This is a genomic window from Streptomyces pinistramenti (assembly GCF_020564935.1).
Taxonomy (GTDB): Bacteria; Actinomycetota; Actinomycetes; order Streptomycetales; family Streptomycetaceae; genus Streptomyces; species Streptomyces pinistramenti.
On the sequence record NZ_JAJCXB010000066.1, the window covers coordinates 21,839 to 35,415 of the forward strand.

General features: G+C 69.7%; 11 protein-coding genes and 1 tRNA gene. 2 read left to right on the forward strand and 10 right to left on the reverse strand.

The genetic code is table 11. From position 1 onward, the window contains the following. Positions 1-70 precede the first annotated feature (70 nt). Positions 71-1,003 carry a LysR substrate-binding domain-containing protein gene (locus LIU39_RS30270; RefSeq protein WP_227050132.1) on the forward strand — a complete coding sequence of 311 codons (933 nt, stop codon included), beginning with the start codon at positions 71-73 and terminating at the stop codon, positions 1,001-1,003. Positions 1,004-1,124: 121 nt separating this feature from the next. On the opposite strand, the gene LIU39_RS30275 is transcribed toward LIU39_RS30270, so the two are convergent. The 6 genes from LIU39_RS30275 to LIU39_RS30300 form a co-directional block, all read right to left on the reverse strand. Then, complete coding sequence (locus LIU39_RS30275; protein WP_227050133.1) at positions 1,125-1,670, reverse strand: Pycsar system effector family protein; 546 nt, start codon at positions 1,668-1,670, stop codon at positions 1,125-1,127. A 57-nt stretch (positions 1,671-1,727) separates the two neighbouring features. After that, complete coding sequence (locus tag LIU39_RS30280) at positions 1,728-2,111, reverse strand: hypothetical protein (protein WP_227050134.1); 384 nt, start codon at positions 2,109-2,111, stop codon at positions 1,728-1,730. Beyond that, positions 2,108-3,085, reverse strand: a complete 978-nt coding sequence (locus LIU39_RS30285) for a hypothetical protein (RefSeq protein ID WP_227050135.1) — start codon at positions 3,083-3,085, stop codon at positions 2,108-2,110. The genes LIU39_RS30280 and LIU39_RS30285 overlap by 4 nt, the downstream gene beginning before the upstream one ends. A gap of 104 nt (positions 3,086-3,189) precedes the next feature. Next, the gene (locus LIU39_RS30290; protein WP_227050136.1) at positions 3,190-5,439 is read right to left on the reverse strand and encodes a hypothetical protein; all 2,250 of its coding nucleotides are present in this window, start codon (positions 5,437-5,439) and stop codon (positions 3,190-3,192) included. Next, positions 5,436-6,251 carry a hypothetical protein gene (locus LIU39_RS30295; RefSeq protein WP_227050137.1) on the reverse strand — a complete coding sequence of 272 codons (816 nt, stop codon included), beginning with the start codon at positions 6,249-6,251 and terminating at the stop codon, positions 5,436-5,438. The genes LIU39_RS30290 and LIU39_RS30295 overlap by 4 nt, the downstream gene beginning before the upstream one ends. Before the next feature lie 179 nt (positions 6,252-6,430). After that, the gene (locus LIU39_RS30300) at positions 6,431-7,174 is read right to left on the reverse strand and encodes a Crp/Fnr family transcriptional regulator (protein WP_227050138.1); all 744 of its coding nucleotides are present in this window, start codon (positions 7,172-7,174) and stop codon (positions 6,431-6,433) included. Between the two features lie 653 nt (positions 7,175-7,827). On the opposite strand from LIU39_RS30300, the gene lspA reads away from it, so the two are divergent. Next, the gene (gene lspA / locus LIU39_RS30305; protein ID WP_227050139.1) at positions 7,828-8,421 is read left to right on the forward strand and encodes a signal peptidase II; all 594 of its coding nucleotides are present in this window, start codon (positions 7,828-7,830) and stop codon (positions 8,419-8,421) included. Between the two features lie 518 nt (positions 8,422-8,939). Here the strand turns inward: lspA and LIU39_RS30310 are convergent. From LIU39_RS30310 to LIU39_RS30330, 4 genes are all read right to left on the reverse strand, one after another. Beyond that, positions 8,940-9,620, reverse strand: a complete 681-nt coding sequence (locus tag LIU39_RS30310) for a histone deacetylase (RefSeq protein WP_227050140.1) — start codon at positions 9,618-9,620, stop codon at positions 8,940-8,942. Between the two features lie 386 nt (positions 9,621-10,006). Next, positions 10,007-10,080 (reverse strand) — tRNA-Thr (locus LIU39_RS30320). 91 nt (positions 10,081-10,171) lie between these two features. Beyond that, positions 10,172-11,758: an alpha/beta hydrolase gene (locus LIU39_RS30325; RefSeq protein ID WP_227050141.1), complete on the reverse strand. Its 1,587-nt coding sequence runs from the start codon at positions 11,756-11,758 to the stop codon at positions 10,172-10,174. A gap of 286 nt (positions 11,759-12,044) precedes the next feature. Then, positions 12,045-13,286: a DNA polymerase III subunit delta' gene (locus LIU39_RS30330; RefSeq protein WP_227050142.1), complete on the reverse strand. Its 1,242-nt coding sequence runs from the start codon at positions 13,284-13,286 to the stop codon at positions 12,045-12,047. Positions 13,287-13,577: the final 291 nt, after the last annotated feature.

The window sequence follows — 13,577 nt, forward strand, 5'->3', positions numbered from 1 at the left end:
GCAACTCAGCCATGCCTGAATAATGCTCTTTACGTTCCCTGCCATAGCTCTACGGGCATACCCTGAGGCCATGGAGAGCGACAAGCTCCTCGACGGCCGGCTGAAACTGCGCCACCTCACGCTCGTCACCGCCGTCGCGGACCAGGGAAGCGTCATCCGGGCGGCCCAGGAGCTGCACATCACCCAGCCCGTCGTCACCCGCGCCCTGCACGACCTGGAGACGATCCTCGGCGTCCCCCTCTTCGAACGCCACCACCGCGGCATGACCCTCACCCTGTACGGCGAGTCCTTCGTCGGCCACGCCCGCACGGTCCTGGCCCAGCTGCGCCAGGCCGGCGAGGAATTGACCCACCTCGCCGCCGGCAACCTCGGCACCGTCACCATCGGCATCCACCTGGCCGGCTCGAACCTGCTGCTGCCCCGCGCCATAGCGGCCCTCAAGCAGGCCCACCCGTCCGTCACCGTCATCGTCCGCGAAGCCGACCCCGACACACTCAGGGCCGGCCTGCTCTCCGGCGAGATCGACCTCATCCTGGGCCGCCTCATCGGCTCCCCGCCCCCGCGCCTCACCCACGAACAGCTCTACCGCGAGCCCGTACGCCTGGCCGCCCGCGCCGGCCACCCGGCCCACCGCCGGCGCAGCCCCTCACTCGCCCAACTGCGCCGCTACCCCTGGGTACTTCCCATCGACCGCACCGCACTCCGCGCCGAACTGGAAGAACTCTTCACCCACGAGAACGTCGAACTCCCCACCGACCGCGTCGAATGCACTTCGATGCCGACCCTGCGCCACTTCCTCCTGTCCACCGACGCCATCGCCGCCCTCCCCCTCCTGATCGCCACCCAGGACGCCGACCTCCGCCTCATCGACACCCCCCTGAAATCCATCAGCCAGGCCGTAGGCATCACCCGCCCGTCGGACCGACCGCTGTCGCCGGCGGCGGAGGCGCTGCATCAGCGGTTGCGGGAAGAGGTCGGGGAACTGACGGAGCTGCTCGGATAGCGGCGCCGCTCCGTCCCGGCCGGACCCCACCGCCCGCCCGTGGCGCCCATGCCCCCACCCCGGCCCGCTGCGATCCGGCGTACGTCCCGCAGCACCTCGACATGGGCCGGCCGGCTCCTGATCAACTCACCAGCACCCCCAGCACCAGCGCGACCGCGCCGAGTGCGAAACAGCTGAGCCCTGTCCTGATCCACCGGTGTTTGGCCGCGACGATGCCGCTCGCGTCGTCGAGTGCCGTCACCAGTCCGGCCATCTGGTCCTCCTCGGTGCCGCGCAGCGCATCGGCGAGCATCCCCGTCCGCGCGGCCAGCCGGATGTCGAGGAAATACGTCACAGGACGGCCGGTGCGCCAGCGGCTCGACCGGTACCGGGGGAAGGTGGCGAAGAGCAGGAAGCCCACCGCCGCGACCCAGGCCAGGCTGCCGGCTCCGCCGAAGACCCGGCCGGCCCCGACCGTCAGCGCAGCCTCCCACCGCCCGCTCAGCACCGCCCCCGCACACACCCCTATCGCCGCGATGAGCACGGACGCCTTGCTGTCGGCCCGGCCGATCTCGTTCCGCACCTCGGCCAGCAGACGCTCGGCGGTCTGCACCCCTTGCGCCTCGTGCGGGGTGGAGCGGGCGGCCGCCGGGGACGGGGCCGGGGATGAGCCAGTTACATCCGTCATGTCCCGTACTCCTGGTGTACCCGTCGGGATCTGGGCGTCGGCGTGCACCGTGCCTGGTCACAGCAGGCGGGGGACCACCAGCGCCGCGGCACCGAGCGCGCCGCACCACAGAGAGCCGCGGTGCCCCAGCCGCACGGCCGCGGCATGCAGGGCGGTCAGCAGCGTGCCGGCGCACCGGTGACCGGCGCCCGCGAGCGCGCACACCGCGTCTCCGTACGTGTACGCAAAGGCCGCGGCATGGCCCGAAACCCGTCGCTGCGCTCGGGTCCAGCAGTACTCCGGGAACAGCAGCCCCGCCGCCGCCACATTCAGCGCGTACTCCACACCCGTCCCCAGATGGACCAGCAAGGGCGCCGTCACCCACCGCAGCACCACGTAGAAGGCACCGCCGAACAGGAGAAAGGACACGACGGGCCGCAGCGCCTCCGGAGCCGTGCTCACGTGCCCTCCCCCGGCCCGGCCCCTTCGCCGCCCTGTGCACGCGGCCCCTGCTCCAGCTGCTCCCGGTAGATCGGCTGCTTACGGGTGCGGCCCTGACCGGCATCGTTGAGCCGCGACTTCACTCCCTCCAGCGCGGCGCGTGCGGTCTCCTCCACCATGTGGTCCTCGATCACTCCGGTGTCGAGGAGCTTCTCGATGAGACGGATCTGATTGCCGCTCGCCTCCCTCTCGTCTTCGCGGATGGAGGAGATCGCCAGCGGGATGTCGCCCGGGTTCTGAGCCAGGTGCGCGCCCCAGCGGGCCATCTCGCCCTGGCTGAGGAGCGTGGCGTAGAAGGTGCTCCGCGCCTCCATCTCCTCTTGATCGTTGCGGGTGCGCAGCCGAGTGAGTTCGTGCTCGCTCCGGGTCCGCATCTTGCTGTAGTCGATGGAGCGCAACGAGGAGAGCTGGCTCACCGCCTCCGCGTCGAGGCTGATCCGGACCTGACAGTGGATCTCCAGGCCCTCATCCGCCGCCAGGGGCCCGGAAGCCAGGGCGTCCATCACCGCGTTTTCCGCGTCGGCGCTGCTCTCGATCGGGTACCGGCGGCTCTCCCTGCGCATCCGGGCCAGCAGCCGCGGTTCGATCAGCGCCCGCACGTCCCTGACCTGCTTCTCCACGATCACCGTGGGGTCGGTGACCCGCCAGGTCAGATCGGTCTCCGCCGAGAAGAACGAGGCATCTCCCTCACTGGGCAGCCGGTGCTCCAGGGCCATGTGCTGTATCCCCATGTCCACCTCGTACAGGGTCCGGAAATTCTTGCTCACCAACTCACCGCGCGTGGGCTGCTGGTGGGGAAGATAGGTCTGCGGCCGGCCGCCGGACGTGAGGTAGACGAGGGCGCGTTCGGCAAAGGCCGGTGGTCGGTTGCGTACGTATTCGAAGCGATGCAGGGTGCGTTCCGCGCGTACGGGGTCGTTGACGATCGGCGTCATGTCCTTCTCCTGCTTCCGTTCTCGCTCTTGCTGAGGGATGGGTGGTCCGGGTCTTCTTCGGTACGGCCTTCTTCGGTACGGGCCGGGGCGTGGCCGACGTGGCGTCAGGGGCCTGTGAGCACTTGCGGCGGCCCGCCGGGAAGGGCGGTCCGCAGCCGCTGGGCCGCCGGGCCCGGCTTACCGCTGCCGTCGCGGAGCCGACGCAGCAGATAGTCGAGCCGGTCCCGCTCATTCGCGGTCACGGCCAGCTCCGGCAGCAGCCGGCGCAGCGCCTCCTCGACATCCGACACGGCCTCGACGTCCGGCGGCACTCCCACGGCCGGCTTCGCCCCGGAAACGGACCTGGCTGCCGCCTCCTTGGCCGACGCGTGATCGGCGGCTCGGACCCAGCGGGCGACCCCGTCCCGCGCCTCGTCCCGGGTGGAACGGTCCCCGAGCAGCCCGCGCCACAGGACGACGACGTGCCGCCGGGCGACAGGGTCACGATCCGCCAGCCAGAGCAGCCGGGGCCAGGCCGAACCGGCTCCCGGCTCGTAGCGGCGCCGCGCCGCGCCGCCCAGAAAGCCCCTGGCCGCCAGCTCACCCAGACGATCGCCGCTCCCCCGCCACTGCACGAGCCGTCCCAGGACCGTGGTGGCTGCGGGGCCCTGGAGCAGGACATCGAGCGTCTGCTCCAAGGCTGCCTGCAAAGCGGCGTCGGGCACCGGTCCGACCGCGGCCATCCTGCCGATGTCCCGCAGCGCCGTCGTGACCGTGGTGCCGCCGAGCAGTGCGTAGGTGCGGGCCGCCGTCCACCGCTGCCCCAGATCGCTCTGCCGGCTCCAGACGCCAAGCAACCGTCCGACCGGTGTGTCCATCCCGTGTTCCGCCGCGGTATACAGCGCCCAGGCCGCGAGTTGGCGTTCCATCAAGCTCGGCGACGAAGCCCAGCGGGTGAGAAACCGCTCGCACGCGTAGCCGAAATCGGAACTCGCCAGCACCCCGGCGGACACCGCGCCGCGCAGCCGCACCAGCGGCCGTTGATCCGCCACCAGCGCATCCAGCCACTCCAGCAGGGGCTCCCTGACAGCGGGATGACCGTTCCAGACATGGCGCAGGACGGCACTCCAGATGTTCTCGTTCTCGAACTCCACCGCCTGTTCAGGAATCCGGCCCCACGGAGTGTCGGAATCGACGCTGTACTCCCGCGCCCTGGCGAGTTCCAGCCGCTTCGCCCTGGACGTACCGAAAACCGGATGTGCCGCCGCATGTTCCGGCCTCTCGACAGCATCCAATCGCCCGTAAAGGCGGTCCCCGAGATCGACAACGAGCGGATAGGGCGATCCGTCGAATGCGGCGAGCGAGATCAGAAATGCCTTGTCCCGCAGATCTGTCCCGCTGTCGCCGAACCAGGAATCGACCAGCGCGTCGGCAGACATGCGCCCGTACCCGGTCAACTGCTCCAACCCGCACCGTCCGCCGGAGTACTCGGTGAGCAGTCGGGCGAACTCTGCGGCTTCCTGCGGCGAAGGACCGGAGCGCACATACCTTTCACTCACCTCCATCTGCAGCAATCGGTCGATCTCGGCGGATGCCTCCGCGCGGGAGTGGCCGGACTGCTGGAGCAGATGGCGCAGGTGCGCCGTGACGACATCGGCCGGCCTGGGCGACGTCCACTCCTTCACCTCCACCCCGTCCAGTACCGTTCCGTGATCCACGACGACGACGAACAGCCCGCCCGAGTCCGCAAGCCGATGCCGGACGGCGTGCAGATGGATGTCCCGCAGCGGCCCGTCCTCGCCGGCGGCCGGATCCACCACCAGGTGAGCCTTCCCCGGCAGCACATGGCCCGCGTACTCGGCGGGTTCCGTCCCGGGATCCAACGCGATCACTTCGACGGCTTCCTTGCCGGTCTGCCGCATCATCCGCAGCGCGGCGGTCCGGCGCCCGGTGCCCCGGCGTCCCCGCAGCACAAGGACGCGCTCTTCGGTGAGCCCGGCGCACAGTTGGTCGTAGCACCGGTTCGGCGCGAAGGTCCGCTCCACCCTTTCCAGCTCCGTGGCAGGAAGGGGGCCGACCCGGCGCAGCCTCGACGGCTCGCCGCTGTGCAGGTGCACCCGGACGTGCTTGTCGCCGGCCACGACGTCACCGCGCACCCGGGTGTCACCCATGACGTTGGCCCGGCCGGCCCGCAGGTGCGGCGCGAGCGCGAAGAGCTGCTCGACGGCCTCCCACGCCTCCGGCGGCGGCTCCTGGTCCTGCGCAGGGGGAGCCGACTGCTTCTCGGGCTCCGCCTCTTCCCGCTCGGGGCGCTTGTCCTCGCCGCCCCCCGCCTCGTCGCGGTCGGGCTCCCGCTCGTGCTCCTGGCGGTTCAACGGTCCGTACCTCCAGAAGGCCGGCGCCGCCTCTGCTCAGCAGCATCGGTACCGACATGTTTGTCACCCGCGACGGCGTCCCCGTCGATCCGGGCCGCCCCGAGGAAGAAGTTGCCGGTTCGCGTGTGGAGGACCGGCCCGGGGGCGGGATCCGCCGGCAGGCGTTCCCCTTCGGCCCGGCCCTGAGCAGGCGTGACCGCACCGGGCTCGTCCACGGGCGGCCACTCGTCCAGCGTGCTGTCCCGCACCACGGAGTCGTGGTACCACCCCGTCAGTACGCCTTCCTTGCTGTCAGTGGTCAGCGGGTGGAAGTACTCGGGACTGATCCCGTGGTGGGCATGGCGGACCACGCCGTGGTAGACGGCCTCCGACACGCACAGGACGCTGGGCTCCGAACCGGCATCCAGCGCAGCGCGCAACTCCTCTGCGTCCAGCAGCCGGAAGGCGTGAACGAGATCGGCGCCGCCCGCCCCGAACGCGTCCATCGCCACCTCCCCGGTGTGCAGGACGATGCGGAGCCGGACCTGAACACCGGCGGCGGCCAGCCGGTTGTTGCTGGTGAGCCTCATCGGAGTGGTCGTCAAAAGGGCTCGGATCAGGGCTGGTTTGGGCACCGACGGCTCGATGAGGACGAAGACGCCGTCCCCCCTGTCCTCACTGCGGTATTCCGTCGCTTCGACCGACGCGGCCGAAAGCGTCTCGCGCAGGACGGCGTACAACATGCGGCGGATCACGGCCTGTTCGCTGTCGAGGCGGCCTCCTGACCCCTCGATGTCCATGAGAAGAATGGTCTTGTTGCTGGGTTCCGGCATCGCGCGCCTTTTCGGGTTGGCTCGCCCGGCCTTCAGGGCGGCATCGGTGTACGGGGCATCCGGGCAGGAGCCCGGCAGCCGGCCGGACGGTCGAACTCCCTGCCGGCCTGCTCCTCGACCAGAGTTCAACAGGACGGCTCACCGCGGGAGGACCGTTGCCACACGCCGAATGTGACGGATTACGCAGAACCACTGATGCGACGCAGCACTTCGGGCCGCACCACGATCAAGGACCGCCGCCGCGTCGTCACCACACCGCGCTCCCGCAACTCACGCAACAGGCGGGCGACCGCCTCCCTTGAGGAACCCACCGACCCGGCCAACTCCTGCTGACTGAGCGGCACTCGGACAAGGATCCCCTCCGGCACCCACTCGCCGTGCCACTCCGCAAGCTCCAGCAGCAGCCGGGCCAGCCGTTCCTTGACGCCACAGGCCGCGAGCTCCAACCGTTTACGGTCCCCGGCACGCATCCGGTCGGTGATCACCGCCATCAGCCGACGTGCCGCCACCGGATGCTCGTCGAGGAAGACCGTGAAGCGTTCCGCTGCGACGACCATCGCCTTGACCGGCTCCAACGCCGTCACAGAAGCGGAACGGGACGATCCGTGCAGGGCCGCACTCTCCCCCACGATGTCCCCCGGCCCACGTAGGGCAAGCAGCGCCTCGTGCCCGTTGTGCGAATCGGCCGTCACCTTCAGCCAGCCATCGAGAACCAACAGCACGTGGGAGGACGGCTCCCCTTCCCTGAGCACGACGGCACGGGACGGATAGCGCAGCTCAACACCGGTTGCCAGCAGAGCCTTACGGCTCCCCTCCGCGAGACGCGCGAGATAGGGAACCCGATCCTCAACCAGAACAGGTTCGAACCCCCGCCCCGATACCTTCAAGCCCTCGACCGCCGCGTCATCGGCAGCACTCTCCATTGCCGTGTCCTTCCCCGTGCCGACAACAGCACTTGGCGACACCACCCTGCTCACCGAACGGACATCCGGGTTACCCGAAGGGAATCCGCGGCCCGCCTCCGGCACGGTGGGTTGCCTCAAGCGCCCAACGATTTTCGCGCAAGACGAGGACGAACGGCAAAGTTTCCCGACATCGAAAAGGCACCACACAAAGGACCTACAGCACAACACCTACCGGAACACCCGGCATCGACCGCCTCCACCGACCAGCGAGGCACCGCCACTGCGCATCCCCCGAGACCGAACATGGACGAAGAGGCCATAGCGACGAATGAGTCCAAAATAATCCACATACTCACCCATCACTACGTCAACCGCCGACCCAGACCTGCGCAGGAAACGACTCCCCCACCCCGAACCGCACGCAGGAGACGTAGACGTATACGCCATCGATTCTGCGCACGACCGCACAACGAAGGGCGGTCCACCCGACAAGATCGGCCCGGTTGTCGCCCAGCGGCTGATGGATTCTCGCGAAGCGTGAGGAGAAGGAGATACTGCTGGGGACAACACGTTCGATGACGACAACGCGGAGTTTCCCGGCCCCCGTCTCCGCCGCCAAGCGGCCCACGAGCCGGGACACGACCGGACAACAGACTTCGAGGTGACGGAAGATGACGAATGCGGGCCGGCCCCCAGAGGCGGGCAGCGAAATCCAGGGAGAGACCGGAAAGGGAAAACGGCGCATCCCTTTCCTCCTGGCCGTGGCGGGGCTCGCCTACGCGATCGACCTGTTCAGCAAGGTGGCCGTGGTCGCGCACTTGGAGAATCACGCCCCTGTTGAACTGATCGGTAACGTGCTGGAATTGCGGGTGATGCGCAACCCCGGCGCCGCATTCAGCATCGGCGAAGCAACAACCATCCTGTTCACCGTCATCGCCGTAGCCGTCACCCTGGCCATCATCCGCATGGCACGCAAGCTCTACAGCGTCCCCTGGGCAATTGCGCTGGGCCTCCTGCTGGGCGGTGCGCTCGGGAACCTGACGGACCGCCTCTTGCGCAGTCCTGGCCACTTTCAGGGCGCGGTCGTCGACTTCATCTCCGTACGGGGATTCAGCGTGATGAACCTCGCCGACTGGGCAATTGTCTGCGGCGGCATCCTGATCGTCTTCTTCACCTTCCGAGGCTGGGAGCTGGACAACACCAGCAAAAAGCCTGATGCCGAGAACACCGAGTCCGACAACAGCGCCCAAACCGCCCGGACTTGAGTCAGCACAGCACACAACAATGCCACCGGTGCGGGTTTCCACTTTCAGGTCGAGAAAACGGGAAGACTCGCGTACGAGGTGATCGTGGCGGGAACGTGCTGTGCTCGTGCTCGCCCCGCTCCTCACCGACGTCATACGGCCGGTCGCCGCGCGGCACGTCAACAGCTACCGGGGGCCTCCCCGTCCACCCCCGCTGCACGACCGGCTGCCCTCTCTCCCCGCCAGACCGAACGGTTCCACGGCGCCGGGAACAGCTCAATTCCCATTCCATGTTCATGCGGCAGCCGTCCGGGCCCGGCCCGGAACCTGCCGGAAACCTTCATGGACTTCTGCCGCTGCCCCTGGATGCAGGCCCCGGAAGACCGAGTCACCTTCCTCAACGCCTGCTCGGCCAACCAGAACTGGTGGAAATACGGCGGACCGCCACTTCGCCACCCTCTCCAACTGGGCCCTCCCGAACTGGCCTTCCGTCGGGCACGCACAGGTGCCCCACGGACCAGAGCCCACAGCGTGCCAGTTCACCCATGCGCCGCCCCCCGCCCCCGGATCAGTTCTCCGATTGCCTGCTCGGTCCAGTGACCGGCCGCTCCCGGGCAGCTTGCGACATAGGTAGCCACCGTTGTGGCATCCCACGCCCCTGCTTCGAGGAGCCCCAAGGACAGAAGTCGCACATATGCCGGCGAGGGCGAATTCCAGGCCACATCGTCGATTTCCCACGGAGCGGTGAAGGTGAGAACAGGAAGGCCGCTCATCCGCCCGGCGCAAACAAGGGTCTCGTAGCGGCCTTCACCCATCACCGCCCTTCCCTCCGACAGCACCTGAGTCAGATCCAGATCAACGCCCGGTTCCCGGTACATCTCTTGCGCAGCAACGTCGGCAAACTGTGCCGCTGACACCAAGTGCGCTCGCGCCAGAACGCGCCCCTCCGCCGCGGGATCATAGAAGGCTCTGCCCCCTCCCCACACCGGCGAATCCGTCGCGAAGTACATGCTCCCGGGCAACTCGACGGGAACGGATTCCGCAGGCAAGCTGCGATCCCGGCACCCCGGGTAGACCTTGGCCGCCCCTGGTGGCCGACCGCCGGCGAGGTAGCAGGCAAGTCGACCCAGGTGCATGTTCGAGCCGTAAGACGTGTACCAGACCCGCTGCGGCATGAGGTCGCTGATCGGGCCCGGCTCAATGGAGTGTGCAGTACTCATACTTGCTCGCGTCCTCACGGCTCGGATGCCTACTCGACCGGCACGTCGTACCGGACGACATGCCCATCCCCTGGGAGGGCCGGATCGTGACCATCACACGAACACCGCCGACACGACCCCGAACGAACCGGACGCCGCCATGCCCACCACATCCCCACCACCATGGAGATCCTGCCGCACACCCCGCCCAGTCGAACCAGGCGATACGTGAAGCGCCGATCCCACCCGCCGAAGGACCCGATGCGGCCCATGGCCGAGTTCTTCAGAGCCCACTGAGACCAGAACCGAGACTGCCGCCCCCCACCCGAAGCGCTCCCGGCACCAACACCGCACCCGGTGAACGAAAAACCCCAGGTCGGAATGTTCCAACCTGGGGTTTCTCTCCGAGCCGCCTAGGGGAGTCGAACCCCTGACCTACGCATTACGAGTGCGTCGCTCTGGCCGACTGAGCTAAGGCGGCGTGATGCGCGGCCCAGTCTACACATGCCGGAGGGGTGCTTCGTAATCGGTTGCGGGGCTGGTCAGGGGGCGGGGGTGGCCGGCGGGTGGGGTCAGGTGCAGCGCTTGTTCTTCGGGGGGACCACGCCGTCGAGGAGGTAGGTGTTGACGGCGGAGTCGATGCACTCGCTGCCGCGGCCGTAGGCGGTGTGGCCGTCGCCCTCGTAGGTGAGGAGGGTGGCGCTGGAGAGCTGGGCGGCGAGGCCCTTGGCCCAGATGTAGGGGGTGGCGGGGTCGCGGGTGGTGCCGATGACGACGATCGGGGCGGCGCCCTTCGCCTCGATGCGCTCGGTGGAGCCGGTGGGCTTGACGGGCCAGTACGCGCAGTTCAGGGAGGCCCAGGCGAATTCGTCGCCGAAGACCGGGGACGCCTTGCGGAAGCGGGGGAGGTCGGCGCGGACCTGCTCGGGGGTCTTGTAGGCGGCCGGGAGGTCAAGGCAGTTGACCGCCGGGTTGGCGTACATCTGGTTGGCGTACTTGCCGTCCGGGCTGCGCTCGTAATAACTGTCGGAGAGGGCGAGCAGCCCGCGGCCGTTGCCGCGTTCGGCCTGGGCGAGGTATTCGCGCAGGACCGGCCATGCCTCCTGGTCGTACATCGCGGCGATCACGCCGGTGGTGGCGAGGGACTCGGTGAGCTTGCGGTCCTGGCCGGTCTCGGCCGGGTGCGCGTCCAGCTTCTTGAAGAGGGCGGAGAGCTGCCTTCCGGCGTCCTCGGGGCTCTTGGTGCCGAGCGGGCAGTTGGGGTGCTTGATGCAGTCCGCCGCGAACGACGTGAAGGCGGTGTTGAAGCCGGCGGTCTGGTCGATGTTGACTTCCCGCGGGCCGAGCGAGGGGTCCATCGCGCCGTCCAGGACCATCCGGCCGACGCGGGTGGGGTGGAGGCCGGCGTAGGTCGCGCCCAGGAACGTGCCGTACGAGGAGCCGACGTAGGTGAGCTTCTTGTCGCCCAGGACGGCGCGCAGCACGTCCATGTCGCGGGCCGCCTCGATGGTCGAGACGTGCGGGAGGAGCTTGCCGGAACGCTTCTCGCAGCCCTTGGCGAAGTCGCGGTAGGCGGTGGTCAGCTTGTTGACCTCAGCGGGGGTGTCCGGGGTCTGGTCGGTCTGGGTGTAGCTGTCCATCTGCTTGTCGGAGAGGCATTCGACGGGTTCGCTGCGGGCCACGCCGCGTGGGTCCGTCGCCACCATGTCGTAGCGGGCGCGGACGGCGGCCGACTCCGGTGCGTACTGCTGGAGGTAGTCGATCGCCGAGCCGCCGGGGCCGCCGGGATTGACCAGCAGGGAGCCGATCCGTTTGCCGGGTCCGGTGGCCTTCTTACGGGCCACGGCCAGCTTCAGGTCCGTGTTCTTGTCGGGCTTTGCGTAGTCCAGGGGCGCCTTCATCGTGGCGCACTCGAAGCCGCTCACCCCGCACTTGCGCCAGCTGAGCTTCTGGTCGTAGTACGGCCGGAGGTTGTCGGGTACCGCGGCGGGCAGCGGGGCGAGGACGGATGGGGCGCCGCCGGTGGCGCGGGCGCCTTCGGTGCGTTCCGGGGAATCCTTCGAGCCCGAGGACGATGGTCCCGAGGAACAGCCGGAGATCAGCAGCGCGGTGGCCGCGAAGACGGCAGCGGTGGTGCGGAACAGGCGGCTGGTGGCCATGGGCGGTCCCTCGGTCCCTGGTTCGGCGTGGTGACGGGCGGGTGCGGTGGCGCCAGTGGGCGCGTGACGCGGAGGGCACTGGCGGCTCCGGCGGGTAGGCCGGAGCGGGGGTGTGGGGGGCGGCGGGTGGAGCGCGGGGCGCGAAGCGGCTTACGAGCGGAGCGTATCCGGATGGTGACGCGGTGTGCCGTAAGGGAGGCGCGGTGGAGGCACGTGCCGGGCGGCTGGTGTAGCGAGGTGCGCCGGCAGCGGGTGTCCGGTGTGGTGTGGCCGGTGGGGCGCGCCGTCAGCCCGCGCGCAGGGCGGCGGTCATCGCTTCGACGGCGAGCAGCGGCGCGACGTTGCGGTCCAGGGCACCGCGGCAGGCGATGATCGCCTCTATCCGGCGCAGGGTGCGGGCTGCGGTGGAGGTCTGGGCGATGCGCTGGACGCTGTCGCGGACCTCTTCGTTGGCGAGCTGGACCGATGCGCCCATCTGGAGGGCGAGCACATCGCGGTAGAAGCCGGTGAGGTCGACCAGGGCGAGGTCGAGGCTGTCGCGCTGCGTACGGGTGGAGCGCCGCTTCTGCTTGTCCTGGAGCTCCTTCATGGCGCCCGCGGTGCCGCGCGGCAGCCTGCCGCCCGTACCGGCGGCGGCGCCCAGGGCGGCGCGCAGCTCCTCGGTCTCCTTGGTGTCGACCTCCTCGGCGACCTGCTTGGCGTCCTCGCCCGCCGCGTCGATCAGCTCCTGGGCGGCCTTGAGGCAGCCGCCGATGTCGTCGACGCGGAGCGGCAGCTTGAGGACGGCCGAACGGCGGGCGCGGGCCCGCTCGTCGGTGGCCAGGCGACGCGCCCGGCCGATGTGCCCCTGGGTGGCGCGGGCAGCCGCCGCCGCGGCCTGCGGCTCGATGCCGTCCCGGCGCATCAGGACGTCGGCGACCGCGTCCACGGGCGGGGTGCGCAGGGTGAGCTGGCGACAGCGGGAGCGGATGGTGGGCAGCACGTCCTCGATGGAAGGGGCGCACAGCAGCCAGACCGTCCGCGGCGCGGGCTCCTCGACGGCCTTGAGCAGGACGTTGCCCGCGCCTTCGGTGAGGCGGTCGGCGTCCTCCAGGACGATCACCTGCCAGCGGCCGCCCGCCGGGGACAGGGAGGCGCGGCGGACGAGGTCACGGGTTTCCTTGACGCCGATGGACAGCAGGTCCGTACGGACGATCTCGACGTCGGCGTGGGTGCCGACGAGGGTGGTGTGGCAGCCGTCGCAGAAGCCGCAGCCGGGGACGCCGCCCAGCGCGCGGTCCGGGCTGACGCACTGGAGCGCGGCGGCGAACGCGCGGGCCGCGGTGGACCGGCCGGACCCGGGCGGGCCGGTGAACAGCCAGGCATGCGTCATCCGGGAGGCGCCGGTCCGCTCGGGCGCGGCCGCCTCACCGGGCGCCGCGGCATCGAGCGCACGGTCGGCGGAGACGATGGCGTCCGCCTCGCGCGCGGCCGCGGCGAGATGCTCCGTCACCCGGTCCTGGCCGACCACGTCGTCCCATACCGCCATCGCTGACCGCCGTCCCTGTCCCTGTCCGTCCTGCCTGTGTGCCGGGGTGTCACCACTCCGGCACCGTGCCCCGCCGGTCCCGCCCGGCACACGGAGTCGTTCCGTACGCCGCACGGTCTGCGGACCGCCGCTCACGCGCCCGGCGCCTCGCTGCGTCGCGCGCTCATCCCATTGTGGTGCAACCCACTGACAATCGGATCCGCGCCGCCCGCAGCGCCGCGGCCGGCCTGCGGCCCGATGCCCGAAGTCGGCCGGGCTTCCGGCCAGTTGCTCAGCGACATCGGCCGTGGG

Coding starts and splice junctions, on each gene's coding strand:
- LIU39_RS30285 (WP_227050135.1), bottom strand. CDS start 3,085: ATGACGCCGATCGTCAACGACCCCGTACGCGCGGAACGCACCCTGCAT.
- lspA (WP_227050139.1), top strand. CDS start 7,828: ATGACGAATGCGGGCCGGCCCCCAGAGGCGGGCAGCGAAATCCAGGGA.
- LIU39_RS30270 (WP_227050132.1), top strand. CDS start 71: ATGGAGAGCGACAAGCTCCTCGACGGCCGGCTGAAACTGCGCCACCTC.
- LIU39_RS30325 (WP_227050141.1), bottom strand. CDS start 11,758: ATGGCCACCAGCCGCCTGTTCCGCACCACCGCTGCCGTCTTCGCGGCC.
- LIU39_RS30295 (WP_227050137.1), bottom strand. CDS start 6,251: ATGCCGGAACCCAGCAACAAGACCATTCTTCTCATGGACATCGAGGGG.
- LIU39_RS30330 (WP_227050142.1), bottom strand. CDS start 13,286: ATGGCGGTATGGGACGACGTGGTCGGCCAGGACCGGGTGACGGAGCAT.
- LIU39_RS30310 (WP_227050140.1), bottom strand. CDS start 9,620: ATGAGTACTGCACACTCCATTGAGCCGGGCCCGATCAGCGACCTCATG.
- LIU39_RS30275 (WP_227050133.1), bottom strand. CDS start 1,670: ATGACGGATGTAACTGGCTCATCCCCGGCCCCGTCCCCGGCGGCCGCC.
- LIU39_RS30300 (WP_227050138.1), bottom strand. CDS start 7,174: ATGGAGAGTGCTGCCGATGACGCGGCGGTCGAGGGCTTGAAGGTATCG.